17 protein-coding genes are annotated in these 17,694 nt (G+C 57.9%); 6 read left to right on the forward strand and 11 right to left on the reverse strand.

Annotated features, from left to right (window positions below):
- Positions 1–12: 12 nt before the first annotated feature.
- The 7 genes from secD to T9A_RS10690 form a co-directional block, all read right to left on the reverse strand.
- Positions 13–1,893 (reverse strand): protein translocase subunit SecD, encoded by a 1,881-nt coding sequence (gene secD, locus T9A_RS10660; RefSeq protein ID WP_035248168.1) that lies wholly within the window; start codon positions 1,891–1,893, stop codon positions 13–15.
- A gap of 126 nt (positions 1,894–2,019) precedes the next feature.
- Entirely contained in the window at positions 2,020–2,376 is a 357-nt protein-coding gene (gene yajC / locus T9A_RS10665) for a preprotein translocase subunit YajC (RefSeq protein ID WP_269530044.1), read from the reverse strand.
- 23 nt (positions 2,377–2,399) lie between these two features.
- Positions 2,400–3,512, reverse strand: a complete 1,113-nt coding sequence (gene tgt, locus T9A_RS10670) for a tRNA guanosine(34) transglycosylase Tgt (RefSeq protein WP_035248254.1) — start codon at positions 3,510–3,512, stop codon at positions 2,400–2,402.
- A gap of 9 nt (positions 3,513–3,521) precedes the next feature.
- Entirely contained in the window at positions 3,522–4,565 is a 1,044-nt protein-coding gene (queA, locus tag T9A_RS10675; protein WP_035248170.1) for a tRNA preQ1(34) S-adenosylmethionine ribosyltransferase-isomerase QueA, read from the reverse strand.
- Between the two features lie 168 nt (positions 4,566–4,733).
- Complete coding sequence (locus tag T9A_RS10680) at positions 4,734–5,204, reverse strand: RDD family protein (RefSeq protein ID WP_035248172.1); 471 nt, start codon at positions 5,202–5,204, stop codon at positions 4,734–4,736.
- A 303-nt stretch (positions 5,205–5,507) separates the two neighbouring features.
- On the reverse strand, positions 5,508–5,813 hold the full coding sequence (locus tag T9A_RS10685; protein ID WP_035248174.1) for a type II toxin-antitoxin system RelE/ParE family toxin: 306 nt from the start codon (positions 5,811–5,813) through the stop codon (positions 5,508–5,510).
- A complete protein-coding gene (locus T9A_RS10690) occupies positions 5,810–6,100 on the reverse strand; it encodes a hypothetical protein (RefSeq protein WP_035248176.1) in 291 nt (96 codons plus the stop codon). The genes T9A_RS10685 and T9A_RS10690 overlap by 4 nt, the downstream gene beginning before the upstream one ends.
- Positions 6,101–6,315: 215 nt before the next feature.
- Between T9A_RS10690 and T9A_RS10695 the strand changes: the two genes are divergently transcribed.
- From T9A_RS10695 to T9A_RS10720, 6 genes are all read left to right on the forward strand, one after another.
- A complete protein-coding gene (locus T9A_RS10695; protein WP_035248255.1) occupies positions 6,316–6,648 on the forward strand; it encodes a hypothetical protein in 333 nt (110 codons plus the stop codon).
- Positions 6,649–6,715: 67 nt separating this feature from the next.
- Complete coding sequence (gene radC, locus T9A_RS10700; RefSeq protein ID WP_035248178.1) at positions 6,716–7,210, forward strand: RadC family protein; 495 nt, start codon at positions 6,716–6,718, stop codon at positions 7,208–7,210.
- Positions 7,211–7,256: 46 nt separating this feature from the next.
- Positions 7,257–8,225, forward strand: coding sequence for a TIGR03299 family phage/plasmid-derived protein (locus tag T9A_RS10705; protein WP_035248180.1), 969 nt, complete (start codon positions 7,257–7,259; stop codon positions 8,223–8,225).
- Positions 8,226–8,289: 64 nt separating this feature from the next.
- Positions 8,290–8,715 carry a hypothetical protein gene (locus T9A_RS10710; protein WP_052042814.1) on the forward strand — a complete coding sequence of 142 codons (426 nt, stop codon included), beginning with the start codon at positions 8,290–8,292 and terminating at the stop codon, positions 8,713–8,715.
- Positions 8,716–8,806: 91 nt separating this feature from the next.
- Positions 8,807–9,814, forward strand: coding sequence for a YqaJ viral recombinase family nuclease (locus T9A_RS10715; protein WP_035248182.1), 1,008 nt, complete (start codon positions 8,807–8,809; stop codon positions 9,812–9,814).
- Positions 9,815–9,888: 74 nt separating this feature from the next.
- Positions 9,889–10,773: a recombination directionality factor gene (locus T9A_RS10720; protein WP_035248185.1), complete on the forward strand. Its 885-nt coding sequence runs from the start codon at positions 9,889–9,891 to the stop codon at positions 10,771–10,773.
- Positions 10,774–10,785: 12 nt separating this feature from the next.
- Here T9A_RS10720 and T9A_RS17390 read toward each other — a convergent pair whose 3' ends face one another.
- The 4 genes from T9A_RS17390 to T9A_RS10735 form a co-directional block, all read right to left on the reverse strand.
- The gene (locus tag T9A_RS17390) at positions 10,786–11,013 is read right to left on the reverse strand and encodes a WCX domain-containing protein (RefSeq protein ID WP_084573475.1); all 228 of its coding nucleotides are present in this window, start codon (positions 11,011–11,013) and stop codon (positions 10,786–10,788) included.
- Complete coding sequence (locus tag T9A_RS16635) at positions 10,923–11,150, reverse strand: hypothetical protein (protein WP_052042817.1); 228 nt, start codon at positions 11,148–11,150, stop codon at positions 10,923–10,925. Before T9A_RS16635 ends, T9A_RS17390 begins: the two co-directional genes overlap by 91 nt.
- A 2-nt stretch (positions 11,151–11,152) precedes the next feature.
- Positions 11,153–12,397 carry a hypothetical protein gene (locus T9A_RS10730; RefSeq protein ID WP_035248187.1) on the reverse strand — a complete coding sequence of 415 codons (1,245 nt, stop codon included), beginning with the start codon at positions 12,395–12,397 and terminating at the stop codon, positions 11,153–11,155.
- A gap of 74 nt (positions 12,398–12,471) precedes the next feature.
- Complete coding sequence (locus tag T9A_RS10735) at positions 12,472–17,685, reverse strand: anti-phage protein ProA (protein WP_035248259.1); 5,214 nt, start codon at positions 17,683–17,685, stop codon at positions 12,472–12,474.
- Positions 17,686–17,694: the final 9 nt, after the last annotated feature.

The raw sequence follows: 17,694 nt of genomic DNA on the forward strand, positions 1-17,694 counted from the left end.
GCCATCACCGCCTTAGATACTCAGTTTGGCCGGTGCACGGGCACCGCGACCGTAGATCATTTCCACCATGGCACGGGTGCCGATGATAGACGTGAACATGGAAGTGAGAATGCCGATGAACAGGGTTACCGCGAAGCCCTGTACCGATCCGGTACCGGCAGCAAACAGGATCACCGCCACGATCAGGGTGGTGATATTGGCATCCAGAATGGTGGTAAAGGCTTTGCCGTAGCCTTCTTCAATGGCTTGAAGCGGTTTAAGGCCCCGGCGCAGATCTTCTTTCACCCGCTCGAAAATCAGCACGTTGGCATCCACCGCCATCCCCACGGTCAGCACGATACCGGCGATGCCGGGCAGGGTCAGGGTGGCACCGGGAATCAATGACATGATGCCAACGATGATTACCAGGTTACCCAGCAGCGCCACATTGGCCACCAGCCCGAATACCTTGTACCAGACCGCCATAAAGATCAGCACCAGGGCCAGACCCAGCGCCATGGATTTAAGACCGGCTTCAATATTTTCCGCACCCAGGCTTGGCCCCACGGTACGCTCTTCAACAATACTCACCGGCGCCGCCAGGGACCCGGCGCGCAGCAGCAGCGCCAGCTCGGAGGCTTCCGCCGGATTATCCAGGCCGGTGATGCGGAAGCGACTGCCCAGGGTATCCTGAATGGTCGCCACGTTGATCACATACTTCTCCGTGGTGCTGACCATCTTGTCCACGGTATTGCCATCGGCATCGGTAGACGTCTGAACATCGGTTTTGGTTTCGATGAACAGCACACCCATGGGGTTACCCACATTCTTGCCGGTGATGCGCTGCATGCGTTTGGCGCCATCCGCATCCAGCGTCACGTTCACCTCCGGTGACCCGTTCTGCTGATCGAAGCCCATGCGCGCATCAATCACCTGATCGCCGGTCGCAATCTTGGATTTGCTCAACGCCACAATACGGCCTTGCTGACCCTTGAAGGGGAAGAATTCCAGCCCAGGCGGCGCTACACCGGTGCGCAAGCGGGCGGAAGACACACTGTTATCCACCAAACGGAATTCCAGGGTGGCGGTACGACCGAGAATACGGCGAGCCTGGGAGGCATCCTGAATCCCCGGCAACTGCACGACAATGCGATCAGAACCCTGACGCTGCACCACCGCTTCAGCCACACCCAGTTCGTTGACACGCTTGTTCAGGGCGGTGCGGTTCTGATCCACCGCATAGTCCTGCATTTCCTTGAGCGCGGCATCGTTCAATGTCAGCACCACTTCCGGGCTATCACCGGCAGGCTTCATGGAGAAGTTGTCCAGTGCCCGACGCAACGGCGACCGGGCGGCATCGGCTGCCACCTGATCGGCGAAGGTGGCGGTGATGGTAGTGCCATCAACCTCTACACCGCGATAGCGAACCCCGGCATCGCGCAGGGTCAGCTTGGCATTCCCCGCCCAGGCTTCCATGCGGCTGGTCACCACCTCTTCCATATCCACCTGCAGCAGGAAGTGCACCCCGCCACGCAGATCCAGACCCAGATTCATCGGGCTGGCGCCCACGGCACGCAGCCATTGCGGGGTGGTCGCGGCCAGGTTCAGGGCCACCACATAGTTATCACCCAGCAGGTTGGAGGCGATTTCCCGGGCACGCAATTGCGCTTCCGTATCGCTCAGGCGTACCAGCAAAGAGGTGCCGACACTCTCGCCAGGGCCCGGGTTGAGGCCGGCATTATCCAGAGCGCCAAGCACTCGCTGACGTGCCACATCGGTGACTTCGCCACCGGCTTCGGCATGGCTGATCTGGATGGCAGGCGCATCGGGATACAGATTGGGGAGCGCATAAAGGCCGCAGACAATCAGCGCAGCCATTAGCAGGAAAAATTTCCAGCGGGGGTAGCGGGTCATAGTTCTTTCCGGTGGTGCCGGTCCTTTGGGCTGGGTATTGAAAACGCTGAGCTCTCAATCCCTTGGCAATACAGGCATCAACTGGCCTGCAAAAAGCCCCGTACTCGACGGGGCTGACCGTTGTTTTTAGATGGACTTCATGGTGCCTTTGGGCAGGGTCGCCTGGACGCTACCTTTCTGCAGTTTGATTTCCAGGTTGTTGCTGATTTCCACTACCACGAAATCATCGGTGACCTTGGTAATCCGGCCCAGAATGCCACCGCTGGTGACCACTTCATCACCCTTGCTCAGGCTTTCCACCAGGTTCTTGTGTTCCTTGGCACGCTTCTGCTGAGGGCGAATCAGGAAGAAGTAGAACACCACCATCATCACCACCAGCATGATCAGCTCCACACCGCCGGGGCCGGCAGGCGCAGCAGCGTACGCCGGGGAGATCAGGGCCGTGGCCAACAGGGCCAGGATGGAACGCATTGCGATTTTCATTGATTACTCCAGTTTTCAAATAGCTACAACGCGGGGGTTTGTTGGCCTCGCGCTGCGTAGAAGTCGTCCACAAAGGCGGACAATGTACCCCCTTCAATGGCCCCCCGCAATCCAGCCATCAGCCGCTGATAATAACGCAGGTTGTGGATGGTATTGAGCTGGGAGCCCAGCATTTCGTTGCAGCGATCCAGGTGATGCAGATAGCTGCGCGAGAAATGCTGGCAGGTATAGCAGTCACAATCCGACTCCAGGGGAGCCAGATCGTGACGATGCCGGGCGTTGCGGATTTTCACCACGCCTTCGGCAGTAAACAGGTGCCCGTTACGGGCATTACGGGTGGGCATCACACAATCGAACATGTCCACACCGCGCCGGACCGCCTCAACGATGTCGTCCGGCTTGCCCACGCCCATCAGGTAACGGGGACGATCTTCCGGCATATGCGGGGCAATGGCACCCAAGGTGCGCAGCATCTCTTCCTGGGGCTCGCCCACGCTGAGGCCGCCAATGGCATAACCGTCAAAACCGATATCCACCAGCCCGGCCAGGGACTCCTGGCGCAGGTTGTCGTACATGCCACCCTGGACGATGCCGAAACAGGCCGCATCATTACCCTCATGAGCCTCTTTTGAACGCTGGGCCCAGCGCAGGGACAGCTGCATGGAATCCCGGGCCTGCTGCTCGGTGGCAGGGAATGGCGTGCATTCGTCAAAGATCATGCAGATATCGCTGCCCAGGGAACGCTGCACCTGCATGGCCTTTTCCGGAGTCAGTTCCACCCGGTCACCGTTGATGGGGTTCTTGAACACCACCCCCTGCTCGGAAATCTTGCGCATGTCGCCCAGGCTGAATACCTGAAAACCGCCGGAATCGGTGAGAATCGGCTTGTCCCACTGCATGAAACCATGCAGTGAACCGTGAGCTTCAATCACTTCCGTGCCGGGACGCAGCATCAGGTGGAAGGTATTGCCCAGGCAGATTTCGGCGCCGGTATCGGCCAGATCCCTGGGCAGCATCCCCTTGACGGTGCCATAGGTCCCCACCGGCATGAACGCCGGGGTCTGGATGGTGCCGCGCGGGAAAGTGAGATGCCCACGTCGCGCGGCGCCATCGGTCTTGTTGAGAGAGAACTGCATTCGAGACATTCAAAGCCCCTCTGCGGGAGGCACAGCCACCCGCTCAATAAACATGGCATCGCCGTAACTGAAGAAACGATATTGCGCGTCAATGGCCGCCTGGTAAGCCGCCATTACCCGCTCACGACCGGCGAAGGCGCTGATCAGCATCAGCAGGGTGGACTTGGGAAGATGGAAATTGGTCACCAGGCAATCCACCAACCGGAACCGGTAGCCCGGATAGATAAAGATCTCGGTCTCGCCCTGCCCCGCCACCAAACCACCGGTCTGACTGGCCGCTTCCAGGGCGCGCAGCGCAGTGGTACCCACCGCCACAACCCGGCCACCCCGGGCATGGGCCTGCGCCACCTGCTCCACCAGTGAATCGGGAATCTGATAACGCTCACTGTGCATGTGGTGGTCTTCCACCTTGTCCACCCGCACCGGCTGAAACGTGCCGGCGCCGACATGAAGGGTGACAAACCCGATATCCACCCCGTGCTGTTCCAGAGCCGCCAGCATCTCATCGTCAAAATGCAGGCCGGCGGTAGGGGCCGCTACCGCACCCGGTTCGCGGGCATAGACCGTCTGGTAGCGCTCCATGTCCCCGGCTTCATCGGGCCGGTCAATATAAGGTGGCAAGGGTACGTGGCCGATACGCTCCAGTGCCCCCAACAGGGTGTCGCAACCCTGAAACAGGAGGATAAACAGGGCATCACGACGCCCGGTCACCTGCGCTCGCACGCCCTCATCAAATTGCAGCCAGGTACCCGGCTTCGGCGACTTGGAAGCACGCACATGGGCCAGAGCCTCGCGTTCATCCACCACCCGCTCAATCAGCACTTCCACCTTGCCGCCGCTTTCCTTCTGGCCAAACAGGCGGGCCGGAATCACCCGGGTGTCATTGAAAATCAGCAGATCACCAGGGTGCACGTGGGAGAGCAGATCCGGGAATTGCTGGTGCTGGAGGGCATCACAGGTCAGCGCCAACAGGCGGGCATCACGACGCTCGGCGGGAGGATGGCGGGCAATCAGCCCGTCAGGAAGATCAAAATCAAAATCGTCGACGTTCACGTACTGTACCGGCACGGAAGCTATAGGGGGAGGCAAGGATACCTGCTCTGCCACGAGGAAAAAACACCCTTCATCAAGACCTCTACGGCGTTGCTGTAGGAGTTCCTCTTGAGGGACGAATCACGCGTCAGCGTGAAAGGGCTTCGCGAATAAAGTGCGAGGGGAAAATCAGCTCTTCTTCGGCTTTTTCGGCAATTCCACCGTGGCAGTGGCGGACAGGCGGTCGTGCAGTGTCTGATGAGGAGCGATCAGCACCACCAGATAACCGGCGCCGAATAGCGCCCAGGAAACACAGGCGCCCAGAAAACGGACCACGGTCTGCCACAACTTGACCGATCCACCCCGGTAATCCTGCACCTGCAACCGCCAGGCACGCATGCCCAGCGTCTGCCCGCCGCGCATCCAGAACCAGGCATAAAACAGCCAGGTCTCCACCAGCAACAGGGGCAATAGAATACCTTTCAGGTAACCGGGCGCCGCACGGGTCACGCCGTTAATGGATTCCTCCGGCAAACCGGTGTGGGGATACACCAGCACAAAGATACCGGCGGTCACGAACCACAGCGCCAGCACCAGAAAACCGTCATAAACCAGCGCCATAAGACGTTTCAACAAACCGGCAGGTTGCAGCTGTTCCATCGGGTCACTCCCATTCAGCGTCGGGCGGTTCTGCACTTGGCAACCAGCCTGTGCATGCTGCGCCCATAAAAAAGCCCGCACTAAGCGGGCTTTTTTATTCGTTTGGTACAGAGGCCGGACTCAAATACCGCCCTAACCATCTGAATCCACTAAATATTAAAAAGCCTTTTAAGGTGTTGGCCCCGCTGTTGGCCCCACTGAAAATGACCTAAAAATGGGACCCGAACCCCTTGCGGGCGGCAGTATAGCGCAGGCATCCAAAACAAGTCATTGAACAGCGAAAAACCATGGGCTCTTCCGATCTCAGTCTGGCGCCCCACCTTTATCTGACATCGGCTTGGGCCATAGCCTGGCCGTATGCACCAATGTAAGCACCCAAACTGCCTCCTGATAAACCTCATAGACCAGCCGATAATGTTCATGGGGGAACAGTTCCCGCGTGCCAGGCACCTCCCCCTCTCTCCCCATCTCGGGGTGGTCTGCCAGCAATCTTGCCGCCTCCGAGAACCGCATATCCATGTCACCTGCCGCAACCGGATTATTCGCCGCGATATACTCCCAGATTGCGAGACGGTCTTTCTGGGCCTGAGTGGTCCAGATTACCCTCATGCGCCGGCCTTACCGTCACCCACCGCAGCAGCCCTGCGTGCCGCGAAGTCAGCCTCCACCTCATCGTTGGCGCGCCCCTCACCAGCCAGCATCTCTGCCCGACCGGCTTCCACCTTGCCCCTCAGAAAATCCTGGTATTCCTGCTCCTGCCGCTTCCGGGAAACGTAACCACGCATCAATTCACGCACGATTTGCGAAGCCGGCCGATGCTCCGCCTCTGCCACAGCAATAAATTCAGCCCGAAGTTCTGACTCCAGCTTCATTGTGAAAACCGCTTCTTTGCTCATGGCCGACCTCACGACAAGATACTAATAACGTATATACCTCGTTAGTATCTCAGCTCTGAATGCCAATATAAAGCCCTGCTGAAGTAAAGGCAGCCAGTATGAACACGACACCAACCCCTAACTGGCGGCCCACGATTCCAGATTTTTTCAGGCATATATCACCCCCATGAAGCCAGGAAGGAATGGCCTTCCTGACCCTGTCTCATGGAGGTTTCATGATCATTCAATGTCCGTCCTGCCGCTCCATCCGGGTCGCCGCCTTGCAGAATGGCCGCAAGGTTGGCGGTTCTGTTGGAACTGTTGCTGGCGCAGCCAGCGGCGTTGCCATGGCGACTAGCGGAGCTCGCGTAGGAGCCACCGTCGGCATGGCGTTTGGGCCTGCGGGCTCTGCCATCGGCGGCATCGCCGGTGCGGTGCTTGGTGGGCTGGCGGGAGGTGTGGCTGGCGGTGAAGCCGGTGCAGCCCTGGGCGCCAAGCTCGACGAGACCTATCTCGACAACCTGGAATGCCTGGATTGCGGACATAGCTTCCGCCTCGATGCCGAGTAACCCCGCCCTTACCTCTCTCTTGAAGCCCGCCTTGTGCGGGCTTCTTTATGTCCCTTTGGAGGCCTAAATGGATATCCCCACTTTCGTAAAGAACGAGCAGGGCCTGTACCACGTACAGGGCTGCGTGAAGCCCGAGGAGATTGTCAGTACGGCAGTCACTATTCTGCTGGATGACCTGACGAGCCGGGAGGCGCTCACGGCACCCACCGATGTCGCGCAGTTCCTGCAGCTGGCGCTGGCCCAAGAGAAGAACGAAGTCTTCTCCGCCATCTTCCTCAACAACAAACACAAGGTGCTCAGTTTCGAGACCCTGTTCACCGGCACCATTGATGGCGCGGCGGTGTATCCCCGCGTGGTCGTACAGCACGCCTTAGCGTGCAATGCCGCCGCCGTGATCTTTGCCCACAACCACCCCTCCGGCTGCTGTGAGCCCTCACGGGCAGATCAGCAAATCACCAAGCGCCTGTCTGATGCCCTCGCACTGATTGATGTGCGGGTGCTCGACCACTTTGTGGTGTCCCGTTCCGAGTGGGTCAGCCTGGCCGAACGCGGCATGGTTTAACCCCTTCCTTTCTCATCACCCTCTCATTATTCATTGGAGATTCACCATGGCACATCTTGTCGAAAACATGGCCTATGTGGGCCGCACACCCTGGCACGGGCTGGGCAACCAGCTGGCCAGCCAACAACCGCTGGAAGTCTGGATGCGCGAAGCCGGCATGGATTGGGAGATCCGTGAGACCCCGGTGCGCTTTATCAGTAGCGAGGCAGGCACTCTCGGGCAGATTTCTTCCTTCCCGGATCAGAAGGTGCTGTTCCGCTCCGACAATCAGGCACCGCTGTCGGTAGTGAGTAACCGCTTCAAGGTGGTTCAGCCCCGTGAGGTACTGGAGTTCTACCGCGATCTCACCGAGCAATCCGGCTTTGAGCTGGAGACGGCGGGCGTCCTGAAAGGGGGCCGCAAGCTGTGGGCGCTGGCTCGCACTGGGCAAACAGGCTCCTTGGCAGGCAATGACCAAACCAACGGCTACGTGCTGCTGGCCACGGCCTGTGACGGCACCCTGGCGACCACGGCGCAGTTCACCAGTATTCGGGTGGTGTGTAACAACACCCTCGCGGTAGCGCTGAATGGCAACACGCATGCGGTGAAGGTCCGCCACAGCACCACCTTCGATCCGCAAGCGGTCAAGAAGCAGCTGGGGATTTCCGTCTCTGCCTGGGATGACTTCATGTATCGCCTGAAGGCCCTTAGCGAGCGGCGCATCACCCGCAAGACCGCCGAGAAGGTCATGCAGACCATCTTCACGGATACCGGCTATCAGCCACCTGGCATGCCGGTGAAGGCCAACGAACAGGCCATGAAGAAAGCCATGGCTCTGTATGAGGGTGCCGGTCGCGGGTCTGAGCTGGCGTCCGCCAAGAACACGGCCTACGGCCTGCTGAATGCGGTCACCGAGTTCGTGGACCATGAACGCCGCGCTCGCAGTACCGACAACCGGCTGGACTCTGCCTGGTTCGGCAAGGGAGCCCAGATCAAGCAGCGTGCTCTGGAGCAAACTTCTCTGCTGCTCGCCTGATCCACGCTGACCGCTTACCTCTCCCCTCTCTCTACTTCCTTTTAAAAGACAACTGGAGAACACCATGAATCTGAAATGGCTCTACCGCCTGTTGGCGGTATGGGACTGTCGCCCTATGCCTGCTGAACTGTCAGCGGTGTGGGGTGCGTTCCTGCATGAAGGCCTGATGTGCCACCCCGGCGATCCTGGCCGGCCCCGCCGGATACTGGAAGCCTGGGACAGTGGCTGCATCGAGCTGATCATCGCGTCCTGTGAATACCTGGACCCGCTTTGGCAGACGGTCTCCCACATCTGGTATCAGCCCCGTGGCCGCCCCGGCATCTTCGAGTACGAAGTGGTCAGTGAGTTAGGCGAGTGGCTGGGTGAGCAACTGCTCACTACTGGCCATCTGCCAAGCAACAAACAGGCTGAGCGTTATATCGAAGCGCTAGTGAATGACTTCTTCGAGATGGGCGATGAGTCGCCCTCGTCGTCAGGGCACGCCACATGATGTCAGTTTGGCATCTCTCGCATTCCATCCCCTTCCCTTACTTCTAGCCCCGGCCATTGTGCCGGGGCTTTTCTTTGTCAGGAGAACACTCATGGCACAACCGAAAAGCACGATTCCCACCCAGCGCCCTGCCCTGCGCCTGGTGTCCACCAAACGCATGAGCCGCGAAGACTGGCTGAAGATCCGTAAGCAAGGTATCGGCGCCAGTGATGCCGCAGCGGCAGTGGGCATCAGCCCGTACCAGTCGCCACTGGAACTGTGGATGATCAAGACCGGGCGGGATGCTCTGTTGCCCGCCCCTGATCCCGATGACATTCAATCCCCCCTGTACTGGGGCACCCTGCTGGAGCCGAAGGTAGCCGAGGCTTACGCCAAGATCACTGGCAACAAAGTACGGCGGGTGAATGCCGTGCTGCAGCATCCGGATGACGACAAGCCCTGGATGCTGGCCAACCTAGATTACGCCGTCGTCGGTAATGACGATGTACAGATCCTGGAGTGCAAGACCACTGGCCAGTACGGCGCCAAGCTCTGGGCGGACGGGGTTCCCGAGTACATCCAGTGTCAGGTGCAGCATCAGCTGGCCGTCACCGGCAAGCAAGCAGCCGATGTGGCCGTATTGATCTGCGGGCAGGAGCTGCAGATTCACCGCATCAAGCGGGATGAGGCGTTAATCGCTCACCTGTACGAGCTGGAGCGGGAGTTCTGGCAGTTGGTAGAAGCCGACACCCCACCGGACCCGGATGGCTCCGGCTCTGCCGGTCAGGCCCTGCAGGCGCTCTATCCTCGCGATCAGGGCGAGACCGTCAACCTGGCGGACAACCCTGCCATGGAAGGCGATTTCAATGAGCTACTGGATTTACGTGACACGCTGAGCCGACTGACCGAGCGGGAATCCACCCTCAAACAACGCATCCAGCAATCCATGGGGCTGGCCAGCAAGGCCACCTTCACGGAGGGCTCCGTGACCTGGAAGCGCAGCAAGGACTCCACCAGCCTGGACACCAAAGCCCTGCTGCAGGACCAGCCGGATCTGCTCAAGCAATACCCCAAGCACAAAGCCGGGAGCCGTCGCTTCCTGGTTCGTCCCAATGCTTAACCTCTACGACTCACGGCATAACAGCCGGGCTTGGCCCGGCTGCGCCTATGCCTGTTATCCATCAGGAGAATCCCATGATTAAAGGACTCGCGATTACCCCACCCGTCATTGGCCGCATTAGCATCGGTCGCGTAGTGGAGAAGAACGGCAAGCGTCTGCCGGAGAAAGACGACCAATTCACCATCACCACCCAAATACAGGCCCGGGACGGCTGGCTACCGCACCCGCTGGATGAGGCCCTGCGCCAGGAGGTACAGGGCAAAAAGCTACGAAGCATTCCCGTCACCCTGCCCTTCAATGACCCTGACCTGAACCTACGGGCGGAATACACCTTCTTTGACCGCAAGAGCGGCAGGCCGCTGTGTGCAGGCAACGGAGAGACTTGCCGACGCCATACCGAGAACGGCCTGGAATCCCTACCCTGCCCATCACCGGACCTCTGTGACTACGGCAGCCATGGGCTGTGCAAACCCTACGGGCGGCTGTATGTACGGATCGGGGAAGAGGATGAACTGGGCTGCTTCGTGTTCCGGACCACCGGCTACAACAGCATCCGCACCCTGGCCGCACGACTGCGCTACTTCCACGCCATCAGTGGCGGCAACCTGGCCTCCCTGCCCTTAGAGCTTAAGCTACGCGGCAAGAGCACCGCCCAGAGCCACCGGGCACCGATCTACTACGTGGATCTGACCCTACGTGCAGAACAATCCATGAAAGGGGCTGTCACCCATGCCAGGGAAGAATCCCAGGCTCAGGTGAATCTGGGAATCAATCAGGCCGAGTTAGACAAGGTTGCTCAGGCAGGCCTGATGAATGCGCAGTTCGAGTATTCAGAGGATGAGGGGCTTCAGGTTACGGAGGAGTTTTATCGCAATGAGGCCAACCAAGACACCAGTGTCTCAAAGCAGTCAACCAGCCTGAAAGAGGCCCTTTCGGCAAAAGTGAGCGGGGGCGAATAACCCCCACCTCAACTACCGATAGCGCAGCACCGCCGTATCCAGTTCAGCCTTTATCTCGTCACGGAGTGATGCCGGGGCAAGCACGGCGACCTTGGCACCAAAGCCGAGAATCCACCATTTCAGTTCTTCCGTATGCTCAACATCTACCGTCATTTTAATAACCCCCTCGTCATACTGAGCCAGCTTTTGGCTCTGATGGAGAGGGGTTTCGTAAAGGTGGCCCCCGCCTGATCGTAAAATAGAAGCTCAAGAGAAATCCGCTCTCCGTAAGGGAGATTCATATTGCCATTACGCAGGTAGCTATTGAGATCAAATGCCCGCATGCCCTGCACCGGGTCATCCAAAATTTCGACTCGGCTCAAACGGTGGCGATTCATTCTTACCTTTTCCTAAAATCCACGTAGTAACGTAAATTTCTTTTCATCATTTCCTCTCGCCTTTCCTCACAGTCGTGAGACAAGCTGGCTTTTACCATTGGAAAATCACATTTCGCGGCTATCCCTCCAAGTTTCATGCCCTTCCCAACCGCTGAATAATCAGTCTCAAAACTATGAGAAACAAGCCTATTTTTTCCAAAAAAACCTTTAACCAAGGTAACTAAATTATCATCCTCTTTAAGCCACCTTGACTGAGAAAGAATCTGATCCGCAGACTGCCCTTTAAAGTTAAACCAACCAGATGGCCTATTCCCTTCAAACTCATACTCGATGACCTTTCCCTCATCAAGGCTATGAAAGTCATCGATCATCCTGTTTCCGGAAACACCAGCACTACAGCGGGCAGAGTCCGTTCCTGCGTCTTCATGGACTTTCACTTCCATATCCAGGCCAGCCTTCTTACCCGACTGACACTTACCTGACTGAGATGATGCGACTTCAATTCTTATTCGGCTCGCTCCCGCCTCTCTGGCGGCATTAATAAGCTCAGAATGCTTGCTGGCAGCAAAACTATCGCTCAGAAGATATTCAAAAGGCACCAGCTCTGAGGCACTAGATGGGTGAACCGTGTAGAGAACACCATCGTTCAATGCAGTAACATCTGTTTCTGGGAAACGGCTCCTCACATCTTCACTGCTCAAGCAACTCATGTACTCGGTATCAATATCACTTTCAGAAATATGAATTTTGTATTTGAAAATATGCACATCCGGCATGCCTTCGAACAAGAGCTCACATTTAAAAACAAACGCCCTCTCCGCATCAACAACACGCGAGTTTGCCTTTACTACATCACTCACCTTATTTCTAAGTTCAAGAAAGCCATTTGCACTCTTATCAACAGCTCCCAAAATATCTCTTAGTTCTGAAAATGGCACAGTTCTGGAAAGCAAGCTTCTTATCTTTAACAAAAGCTCATCAGAGACCCCTGAGTAGGTGGAACATATTCCATCAATGTACGTTTTAAGTAACTCTTCTTGCTCGCTATGAAGAATTCCATCCGAATGAGCTGCCGAGCCAATCAATGCAGCCTGAAAAATAGCCAAATTCTTTTCCTTATCAGACATCCCCGGCTTTTTTCTCTCTGGCTCGGGCACCTCCCTACCATTACCAACCCCCTTTTCGTACGCCTCCAACGCAAAATAGGCAGCCGGTGATGCAAGCATTAGTAGCTTTCTATTAAACATAACATTCATCCTTTTACACCGAGCGGTCAGACTGTCAGATCTACCCCCGCAAAAGCCTTATTGATATTTCCTAATTACTCAGACGCTGCCAGTCGCGCTTTCAGCATCACATCCAGCTCTTCAAGAGCCTTATGCTTATTCGTCCACCAGTCAGTAGACCACACCCTGAACAGCGTCCAGCCCAACCCTTCCAATACACCCTGGCGGATCTTGTCGCGCTCTCGGGCATAGGCAGAGCTGTGGTACATGGCGCCATCGCACTCGATTCCGGCCAGATAAATGCCGGGCTTGTCGGGGTGAACAATACCCATGTCGATGCGGTAGGCGGAGACGCCAATCTGGGGATGCACTGTCCAGCCTTTTTCCTGCAGCCCTCTGGCCACGGCCACTTCGAAGGGGGATTCAAAGTCACCCATGGAGCCGTGTACCGCCGCGCCCAAGGCGGAGGCACCACGTTCAGCGTATTCCAGGAAGTGCTTGAGGTCCGCCACGGCGCGTGCCTGGGTGCGGGCCAGATCAATACGTTCCGGCGGCATGGTGGAGAACACCACCATTTCGGAACGGGCGCGGGTCATGGCCACGTTCAAGCGGCGCTCACCACCGGTACGGTTGAGAGGGCCGAAGTTCATGGTGACGTGACCGGCTTCATCCGGACCATAGGTGATACTGAACAGGATCACATCCCGCTCATCCCCTTGCACGGTTTCCAGGTTCTTCACGAACACCGGTTCCAGCTCGTCCTCGGAGAAGGCCCATTCGATGCCCGGGTCTTCCGCTCTTGCCTTATCAAGCAGATCCTCAATCAGACTCTGCTGCTCGGTATTGAACGTCACCACCCCAATGGACTGGCTACGAACAGCGGGGTCGTCTGAAGTCAATCGACGCACGATCTCCGCCACGATGGCCTTGGCCTCACCTTGGTTATGACGCGCCTTGCCTCGGGCGTAGAAGCCTTCCGGTTTCACCAGTGACACCCCCTTGTCAGGGTGCACTGGCGCCGGGAAGGTAATCAGGGAGCTGTCGTAATAGCGGCTATTGGAGAAGGCAATCAGGCTTTCTCTTCGGGAACGGTAATGCAGGTTCAGCACGCGCTGGGGAATACTCGCACCGATCAGTTCATCCAGGATACTTTCCAGATCCCCCTCGCCGTCGATATCGCCATCCGGGTCATCATCAGAACGACCAAAGAAGTTGGTGGGCGGCATCTGTTTCGGATCACCGGCCACAATCACCTGTTTGCCACGGGCCAGAGAGCCCACCGCATCCCACACGGTGATCTGGGAAGCCTCATCGAAAATCACCACGTCGAATTGAGCCTGCCCGGCGGACAGGAATTGCGCAATCGACAGTGGCGACATCATCAAGCAGGGGGCCAGCGTCGTGATCACGTCCGGGATGGTTTCCATCATTTCCCGCACCGGTTTGTGACGCATCTTCTTCTGCAGTTCATGCGCCAGCACGCCCCAGGACGATTTTTTCTTGGTGGTCTCCTGGTGCGGGATCTCACCCGCCAGATTTGCGGCAATATATTTCGCGGTCAGATCACTGAACCGGGTATCCAGCTCGCGGAAATTCTCAATCGTCGCCTCATGCTCCGGAGAAGAGAAAGTACGCAGCACCTCATCCTCACCGATCACCGCCGACGACCACCAGCTGCAATAAGCGGCCTCGAAGACCTCTTCCACTTGGAAGGCGGGCACAGAGCCATTTTCGATGGCTTCGACCAGCGGGCCGAGCTGGAAGTCCAGTGCCTCGGAGCGACGGCGCACCCAAGCACACCAATCCCGCAGGGCGATGTGATGATCGATAATTTCCTGACATTGCACGCCCAGAGACTCAAGGGCGGCCACACCTTCAGGCAATCGACCATCCAGCGAGGCACCGATCAGTGCTTCGAACTTTTCCTTGTTGGCAGAGAAGGCTTCGAAGGCCGCCTTGAAATCATTGATGGTTCGCCCCACTGGCGCATCCGGTGCCAACAGGTCGTTGGCATCATAAAGCAACGTGCGAATCTTGCCGCGCAGGGTCGCCAGGGATTCCGCATCATCTGCCAGCTTGCCAACCGCAACACGAGCCCGTGAACCAAGCGCCTTCAGCGCGGCCATGGCGCTGGGGTCTGAGTTATAGGAATCCCATTCCCGAAGGCCTTTCAGCACGCCATCGAGACGGTCGATTTGGCCACCGGTTTCCCGTAGCTGTTTCAGCACGGGAATATCATTGGTCGGGTCCGGATCACCCTGCGCCCCGCCTTCCCGCATTTGCTTGACGACCTTGCGCTTGGCAAACCAGCTCTTGGGCCACCAGGAGTCATTGGCTTCCGCCCAGGCTTGCCCCAGCACCGCCGCATCCAGCTTCTGCCAAGCCAACGGCTCATAGGTGCAACTCAGCTTCGCTTGCGTCTCAATGTAGGCCTTCAGCTGTGTGACGGCTTCTTCCAGCGCATCCAGTCGATCCGTTGCATCCGGCTCCAGCGCAAAAGAGGCCTGCTGGCGGTAGGCATCCAGCAATACCTGACCACACTCGGCCATGGCAGCCACCTTGGCCAGGCTCACCACACCCAGGCTGATGCCCAGGGCTTTCTCAAGCGACGCCAATTTGTCGGTCAACTGCGCCCCACTGACTTTCAGGCTGCGGGCGGCACCCACCACCTCTTCTTCCCACTGAGGCCGCCAGTCAAAATTGCTGATCAATGCCAGTGGGTGGTCTACCAGATTACCCACGGCCTTGGCCTGAACAGCCAGCAACTCAGCCATTTCACGCAGCTTCTGCAGTTGCGCTTCGTCGTGATAGGCCGCATTTGGCCAACTCAGCTTCACCTTGGCCGCTAGGTCGGCATCACGCACCTTTACACCGATGGCATAGTGCGCCGTCAGGCCATTACGGTGGCGTTGATGCAGGGCATTCACCACTCGGTTCAGGCGGTCACGCAGTGCCTTTAGCCGTTCCGCCTCGGCCTTCCAGTCACTGACCGTGGACTGGGAAGCGCTATTCCAGGAGGTGCGCAGCTGATCCAGCACATCAGCCTTCCTGGCTTTGTTCGAGTGCAATTCAAGACAGAACTGGCCCAGGCCAATATCCTTGAGACGCCGGTGCACCACCTCCAGTGCGGCAGTCTTCTCGGACACAAACAGCACCTTCTTGCCCTTGCCCAGCATGTGCGCAATCAGGTTACCGATGGTCTGGCTCTTGCCGGTACCCGGAGGGCCAATAATGACGAAATCCTTGCCCCTGTCCGCCGTGGCAATGGCCGCCATCTGGGAAGAATCCGCCGGCAACGGCGACAGCAGATCTGCCGGGGTGTATTCCTGGTCAATCTCCTTGGGGTCAACAAAGCGAATGTCGCTCTCATACGCCTCACGCGGCGTATCCAGCAGGTGCCGCACCACCGGGCTTTCTTTCAGCGCCTCGGAGCGATCCACCAGATCCTTCCACATCAGGTACTTGGCAAAGGAGAAGTGACCCAGCACCACCTCTTCCACCACCTCGAATCCGGGTACTTCCTTGATGGCATGGCGCACCCGATTCCAGATACCCGCCACATCCACACCACTGTCGTCCTCGGGCAAGGCACCGCTGAGGCCATGGATCTCGATACCGAAGTCCTTTTTCAGCAGTTCCAGCAAGGTGGTGTTGAAACGGGGCTCATCATCATTGGCCACCATCTTCACGCCACTGCGCACAGACTTACGCTCCAGAGATACGGGCAGCAGTATCAAAGGCGCACGGTAGCGGCGATTGTCCTTGTCCTTGGGCTTCCACAATAGAAAACCGACTGCCAGAAACAGGGTATTGGAGCCGCCTTCCTTCAGCGACGTCTGCGCCTTGCGGTAAATCTCCACCGCCCGTTTATCCAGATCGTCCTGAGTCAGCTCCACCAGCACCTGCTTCTTGGCCAGGGCATCGCGGGCATACACTTCCTTCAGCTCTTCGCCGGTACGCTGGCGGTGAATATCCGAATCCTGATCCTGGGTCTTTAACTGCGGGAAAGGCGCAATGGAAATACGCGCCCCGGTGGCCAACACATCTTCCAACTCACCGGGCTCATGACACACCAGGGTCAAACTGCTTTTGCTGGGCTTCTGATTCAACAGCGGGTTGCGCGCGGACAGATCCAGCAGCTTGCGCTGCCAACGCTCAAGGCGACCGCCCGGCGTATCCTCCGGCACATCCTCTTCCACATGCACGGGGGCCGATGGCAAATCTACCGGCGCTGCCTCCAGTCCCGGCTCGACCACGTCCTCCACATCAGCGGACTCGGCAAGCCCGGCAATCTGTGTCTTCAGGCTAATGGGATTAATGCGATGCGCCCGTGCCCGACGAATATCGATAGCCGCAACAAATTCGTTGTCCTTATCCAGAGCCACCTGCTTGTTGCCGTCTTTCACCGCCTGAGAAAAAGGCGGCGCCGGGTGGTTGGTCAGGAAAGTGGTTTCAATCAGGATCAGTTCTTTCAGGGGTATACGCTGGCGCAGGGTTTCCGCTTCATCCACCACCACACTGGATAGATCTTCCTTGTCCAGCCATAGCCCCACCAGCGCATGTCCTTGGGTAAGGATCACCAGCGGATTCAGCTGGGCCTGCTCCAGCGCTGCGGCAAACAACAAGGTGGTATCCAGGCAGGTCGCCACCTTGGCGCTCTCAATCTGGTTGGGCAGGCGGATTTTCTGGCCATTACTCTCGAAACTGGCGGGCGGCAACGCATAACCCACCTGCATTTTCACAATGGCGGAATAAATCGCCGACGCCATCAGCCATACCTGCTCACGACTGCCGGAATCGTAGCCGTTGATACTGCCCGACTTACCCGCCTTGCGCAGAATCTGGCTGGCCTGGCCCAACAACCGGTCCACCGCCGGATCGTTCGGCGTGCAGAACGCCGCCAGCAATTCAGGAATATAGGTAGCTCCGCCCCACTCATTACAGGCCAGCAACTCCACCGGGATCACCAACTCGGCCAAGCACTGCTCAGCTTGGGTGACTCGAATCGTCACCGTACCGCGCATGGATTCCGTCAGCCCCAGCAGGAAACCGCCATTCAGCTCCAGGTCACGGTCCTTCATGGCCAGCAGACCACCCGCCGCCAACCGGTCAACCGTCCAGGTCTTCGACTTCACAAACGCCGGGGAGGCTTCTAATGTCACCGCCAGGTCTGACAGATCCTGCTCTTCATCCAGATTCTCGATCTGCAATTCACGCAGCACTGCGAAGGCGCTCTGGTGGCAGGCGAAGTTGATCTTTTCCACCAGGGTGGTGTGGATTTTTACTACCGAAACGTCCTGCTCAGACATGGCGCAGCC

This window comes from Alcanivorax jadensis T9 (genome assembly GCF_000756655.1).
Taxonomy (GTDB): Bacteria; Pseudomonadota; Gammaproteobacteria; order Pseudomonadales; family Alcanivoracaceae; genus Alcanivorax; species Alcanivorax jadensis.